We start from the raw sequence: 6,228 nt of genomic DNA, 5'->3' as shown, positions 1-6,228 counted from the left end.
ATCTCGGAAGCCGAGTTCCGCGCCGCGCGCAAGCTGAACATCGCCGCCTGCGGAACCAGTTGGCACGCCGCCCAAGCGGGCAAGTTCATGATCGAGCGGCTGGCCAGGATGCCGGTCGAGGTGGACTACGCGAGCGAATGGCGCTACCGCGATCCCATCCTCGGCCCGGACACGATTACCCTGCTGATCTCGCAGTCAGGGGAGACGGCGGACACCATCGCCGCCCAGCGCGAGGCCCAGGGCAAGGGCTCAAAGACGCTCGCCATCTGTAACGTCGTGGGCTCCATGGTGACCCGTGAGGCCCAGGGCACGATCTACACCCATGCCGGGCCAGAGATCGGGGTGGCCTCGACCAAGGCCTTCACCGCCCAACTGACAGCACTCTATCTGTTCGCGCTCTATCTCGGTGAAGTGCGGGGCACGCTCTCGCGAGACGAAGCCGGCAAACTGATCCACGAGCTGGCGCTGATTCCGGGAAAACTCGAGACCCTGCTCACCCACGAAGAGGCCTGCGAGGAGCTGGCGCGGGAGTACTCGCGGGCGCAGGACTTTCTCTTCCTCGGACGGGGCATTCACTATCCGGTGGCCCTTGAGGGCGCGCTCAAGCTGAAAGAAGTTTCCTACATCCACGCCGAAGGCTATCCCGCAGGCGAGATGAAGCACGGCCCCAACGCGCTGATTGATGAAAATCTGCCGGTGGTGATTCTCGCCACCTGCGACAAAAATGATCCTGGCTCAGTGGTGCGCTACGAGAAAACGCTTTCCAACTTAAAAGAAGTGAAGGCCCGCTCCGGCCAGGTGATCGCCATCGCCAACGAGGGTGACGAAGAGATCGCCGACTCCGCCGACCATGTGCTCTGGATCCCGCAGGCGCCGGAGATGCTCCTGCCCATCCTCGAGGTCGTGCCTCTGCAGCTCCTCGCCTACCACGTCGCCGTGCGCCGCGGCTGCGACGTCGACCAGCCCAGAAACCTCGCCAAGTCCGTCACCGTCGAGTAGGCGGGCGAGTGCCTGGAGATGCAGGATAGTAGCCGGTTCTGAGTGAAACAGAAGTTTGGGTTAGTGAGATATCTGTGGATTGTGGCGCGGTTGCGGCATTATACTGATGCCCTTTTTTGGGAATGCTTGTGTCAGACTTTCGGGTGAGGTCGAAAACATGGTTCAACGCTTTTTTTGTCTTTTCTTCTTTCTAATTATTGGCGTCGCAAGCTCTTCGGCCCAGGCTGTAGTCGAAGGAAATGTCCGCGATTCTAAGGGCCAGCCTCTTGCGAGTGTGACTGTGAGTGTTGAACGATCGGAGAATAAGGTCACACAACAGACCACAACTGACGCCGATGGCAAGTTCCGGTTCACTAGCCTGGATGCCGGCGATTATTCGCTCAAGACGGAAGCACCGGGATTTTATCCCTCTACCTATCAGTTCGTGCTGCGATCTCGCCAGCCAGTCACGCTCACAGTGGAATTGAATCGCAAGGAAGCTGTGCAGGAGACCGTTCAAGTTCACAGCGAATATCAGAGCATTGATCCAGAGAAGACGGGGACGGCGTACACCTTTACTCGGCAGGATTTGGATGCTCTTCCTGAACCGATGGTGGAGAGCACAAACGCGCTGGTCTCCAACCTCATGCCCGGCGCCAGTCAGAGCCACGACAATTTCATCAATGTTCGCGGCAATGAATTTTCGCTTCATGAATTCATTAACGGCGTGTCGTTTCTGGACAACACGCAACCGCAATTTAGCCCTGGAGTGAGTCCGCAGATCTTTGAAACTGTGGATCTGATGACGGGAGGCTTCACTCCTGAATACGGCAACCGATTTGGCGGAGTTTTGGATATTACCACCCGCTCAGGAGCCGATCTGGGTGGTCACGGGGACGTAAACTACCGCGGGGCAACGCTCGACAATTATGATCTGAATGCCGACTACGGCGGCCAGTACAAGAAGCTGGGTTATTACGCCTTTGTAGATGGGTTCACCTCAGGCAGATATCTGGATCCTCCTGCGCCGGAAGAACTGTATGACTTCGGCAAAGGCGCGCGGAGCACGGTTCAACTTGACTGGAATGCTCACGGCAAAGACGCCTTCAAACTGCTGCTGATGGGCGATGGCGCCAATTTCCAGCAGCCAAACATACCGGACGACCAGGCGGTTGGCCGCAACGCGCAACGCCATTTGCGGCAACAGACTGCAATCCTCAATTGGCGGCACACGTTTAGCTCTGACACGCTTCTCTCGACATCGCTTTACCAACGGCTGGGCTCGGATAGGGTGCTGCCGACCAGCGACCCTATCACTCCGGTTTCTACTGCTTCCCGTAGTGCTTTGACGTTGGGGATCAAGAGCGATGTTTCACATATCTGGCGCGGTCACCTGATAAAAGCCGGCGTTGACCTTGTGCGCTTGCGCGAACTGGAAAGTTTCTTCTTCGATCCCCGCGGCGATCCGGATAGCTTTCCCGCTTTCAGCGGCGGACTACGCGGCGGTCAGGCCAGCATGTATGTGCAGGACCACTTTTCGCCATTGCGTAATTTGGCGATGGATTTGGGCGTCCGATATGACCATTTCGATTTGGTAGACACCGCGGTGCAGACCAGCCCGCGAATTGGTCTTGCCTATCACATCGAAAAGTCGAAATCAGTCATACACGCTGCCTACAATCGCTTTTTCTCGCCTCCCCCGATCGAATACTCTTTGCTCGCGAGCTTCATGGGACGCACCGCGCTGGACCCTGAAAAGCGGGTTGGCAACGTGAGAGCTTACACGCAGAATTATTTTGAGATTGGGTGGGCACAGGAATTGCAGCCGCGTATGAGCCTGGAATTGAATACCTATTTGCACACCGGACACAACAGTTTCGAGAATCATGAGATCAGCATTTCTCGGATCTTCCTACCCATCAATTTTCATACCGCGCGTTCGCAAGGCGCTGAACTTGTCTTGAACATGAAGCAATTGGAAGCGCGCGGCATCACCGGGCGATTTCAGTATGCGGTAGGACGGACCTTTTTCTATGGGCCGATCACCGGCGGCTTTGCAGGGAATGAGCCGTTGCGGCCACAGCAAAGGATCTCACCGGCTTTCGACCAGACACACACGGCCACGGCGAACATCTTTTATCATCGCCGGTGGCGCGACTCATGGATGGGCTCAGCATTACGGTACGGTAGCGGAACGCTCGTGGAATTTGGGCCGCGTCTGCCGCAACACTTGAGTGCTGATCTAGCCGCTGGCTTCAATCTGTGGAATGCTGAACCAAGGCGCCTGGACCTGCAATTTGATGTGACCAACATCTCAGACAGTCGCTACCAGATCGCAAAGGAGAGCGAAGAAATTCCGATTCAGTACGCTCCTTCGCGCACAGTGGGTGGCAGTTTGAGATTCCACTTCTGAGGACAGGGGCAGCTAGGACTGCCCCTGTAACTCTTCTCCTGTCAAAGCACTAGGATCTTCTGCGTCTCGAGCTCACTCGAGGCGTAAAGATATTTATTGCACGTTTCTGCGCGTTCCCAATCAATGTAGAATCGGAGAAAGCATTTCCAGGAATTGGCGTCCTTCTTTTTGAAGACCTGAGGGAACTCTCTTTCAAGGAGTACGGAAGTGGCTATACTTGATCGGTCGAAGTCGGAAGTATCTTCGCCAACAAAGACTGTTTCTTCCCATCTGAACCCGCCCCACGGCGGCGAACTCATTGACCTGATGGCCTCGCCAGAGAGAAAGGCGGAGTTGCGGGCGAAATCTCGTGATTGGTCCTCCTGGGACCTGACGGCACGTCAGCTATGCGATCTGGAACTGCTGCTGAACGGGGGATTCTCGCCGTTGCGCGGTTTCATGGGCAAGGCGGATTATGAGACCGTCTGTTCATCCATGCGGCTGGCGAATGGAACGCTGTGGCCGATGCCCATCAATCTTGATGTTCCCGAGGAATTCGCGAGCAAGTTGCGCTCCGGGCAGAGTATTGCGCTTCGTGATCCTGAGGGCGTGATGCTGGCAGTTTTGCAGGTAGAAGAGATCTGGCAGGCCGATAAACTGGCTGAGGCACAGATGGTGTTTGGGACAACCAACCCGGAGCATCCGGGGGTTGGATACCTGGCGCAAAAAGCGCATTCCTATTACCTCGGTGGCCGGCTCGAAGGGCTACAGCTTCCCACGCATTATGACTTTCGCTCTTTACGGCTTACACCGGCGGAGTTGCGGGCAGAGTTTTCGCGACTGGGATGGAAACGAGTTGTTGCCTTCCAGACCCGGAATCCCATGCACCGCGCTCACTTTGAATTGACCATGCGGGCGGCCAAAGAGGTCGCAGCCAATGTGCTGATCCATCCTTCGGTTGGCATGACCAAGCCGGGCGATGTTGACCACTACACGCGCGTACGCTGCTATCAAGCGATCCTGCCGCATCATGCCAAAGACACCGCTAAGCTCGCGCTGCTGCCGCTGGCAATGCGCATGGGCGGACCGCGCGAATGCGTGTGGCACGCCATCATCCGCAAAAATTACGGTGCTTCGCACTTAATTGTCGGAAGAGACCACGCGGGCCCAGGCGCCGACTCTGCCGGCAAGCCGTTCTACGGACCCTATGACGCCCAGCACCTGCTGGCCAAGCATGAGGCGGAGCTAGGGGTCGGCATGCTTCCCTTCAACATGATGGTTTATGTTGAAGACCTGGCGCGCTACGTCCCCGAGGACCAGGTTCCGGCAGGCACGCGCGCGCTGAACATTTCAGGTACCGAACTTCGGCGGCGGCTGGCTGAAGGGGCCGAAATTCCGGAGTGGTTTACCTTTCCGGAGGTAGCCAAGGAACTGCGACGCAGTCATCCGCCTCGCCATCGCCAGGGCTTCACCGTGTTTTTTACGGGATTGTCCGGCTCCGGAAAATCCACCATTGCCAACGCTTTGATGGTGAAATTCCTTGAGGTCGGCGGTCGCCCGGTCACGCTGCTGGATGGTGATCTGGTCCGCAAGCATCTTTCGTCCGAACTCGGCTTCTCCAAGGAACATCGTGATATCAACATTCGCCGCATTGGATTTGTAGCTTCGGAGATCACAAAAAATGGAGGCATCGCGATCTGCGCGCCCATTGCCCCCTTCGACACTATTCGTAAGGAAGTGCGAGCCGGGGTGGAGTCGGGAGGCGGATTTATTCTTGTCCACATAGCCACTCCTATTGAAATTTGCGAGCAACGCGACCGCAAAGGACTGTACGCCAAAGCACGCGCTGGAATTGTGAAACAGTTCACCGGAATCTCCGATCCCTACGAAGTTCCGGCTGACGCAGAAGTAACGATTGATACCAGCGAGACCACACCTGAAGAGGCAGCACAGGAAATCATTCTTCATCTGGAGCGCCAAGGCTATATCGCTGGCAATGGCGTCGCGGCGTGAGTCGGAACCTTCGACATGGCTGATTCCCAAATACTGAGCAGAATTCAATCGGCACTACAAGCCGGAGCCTCGGTAGCATCGCGGTTCACGCCGGGATGCGTAGAGGTAGCGCTCAAGAGTGGCGGTAGCCCGGTAACTGCGGCCGATCACGCCATTAACGACGTGCTCCGCCAGGCGTTAGTTCGCGATGGTGAAGGCTGGCTTTCAGAAGAAACCACCGACGATCTCAAGCGCTTGCGCAATCGGCGCTTATGGGTCGTGGATCCCTTAGACGGTACCAAGGAATTTCTGGCGAGTGTCCCTGAGTGGTGTATTTCGATTGGACTGGTGGAAGACGGCGAAGCTGTTGCGGGTGGGATTTGCAATCCTTGCACGGGGGAGGTTTTCCTGGGCTCGCGCCAGAGCGGCGTCACCTACAATGGCCAACCCGTGAAGACTACTTCAAGGACCATCTTCGAGGGCGCAGTCGTGCTGGCGAGCCGGAGCGAATCAAGACGCGGAGATTGGACGCGGTTTACCAATGAGCCTTTTAAGTTCCGCCCGATGGGATCGGTGGCATACAAACTGGCGCTGGTAGCCGCCGGCCTGGCGGATGCAACCTGGACATTGTTTCCGAAACACGAGTGGGACGTCGCCGCGGGGACTGCTTTGGTTGAGGCTGCCGGAGGCGTGATCCGCACCATAGATGGCGCTCCTCTTCGCTTCAACAATGAACAGGTGCGGCTACGAGGGCTGGTAGCCAGCGGACCAGGGATTTTCGAAGAACTCAGCACATTACTCGGGCTGGCTGACACAAGTGTCGGCGCGGCAAATCGGGGACAGTAATCACAACCGTCACGATAGCG

The 6,228-nt window shown here is 56.9% G+C and carries 4 protein-coding genes; all 4 read left to right on the top strand.

Annotation, left to right across the window (positions count from 1 at the left end; translation table 11 throughout):
* Positions 1-999 (top strand): glutamine--fructose-6-phosphate transaminase (isomerizing) (gene glmS / locus VFA76_04335; GenBank protein HZR31068.1); only part of this gene is annotated, 999 nt, incomplete at its 5' end.
* A gap of 157 nt (positions 1,000-1,156) precedes the next feature.
* The gene (locus VFA76_04330) at positions 1,157-3,391 is read left to right on the top strand and encodes a TonB-dependent receptor (protein ID HZR31067.1); all 2,235 of its coding nucleotides are present in this window, start codon (positions 1,157-1,159) and stop codon (positions 3,389-3,391) included.
* Between the two features lie 207 nt (positions 3,392-3,598).
* Positions 3,599-5,383, top strand: a complete 1,785-nt coding sequence (locus VFA76_04325; GenBank protein ID HZR31066.1) for a bifunctional sulfate adenylyltransferase/adenylylsulfate kinase — start codon at positions 3,599-3,601, stop codon at positions 5,381-5,383.
* 15 nt (positions 5,384-5,398) lie between these two features.
* Positions 5,399-6,208, top strand: a complete 810-nt coding sequence (locus VFA76_04320; protein ID HZR31065.1) for a 3'(2'),5'-bisphosphate nucleotidase CysQ — start codon at positions 5,399-5,401, stop codon at positions 6,206-6,208.
* Positions 6,209-6,228: the final 20 nt, after the last annotated feature.

It is taken from the genome of Terriglobales bacterium, assembly GCA_035651655.1.
Lineage (GTDB): Bacteria > Acidobacteriota > Terriglobia > Terriglobales > Acidobacteriaceae > DASRFG01.
Note: the sequence above shows the minus strand (reverse complement) of the source record. Positions and strands in the feature narration are given on the sequence as shown.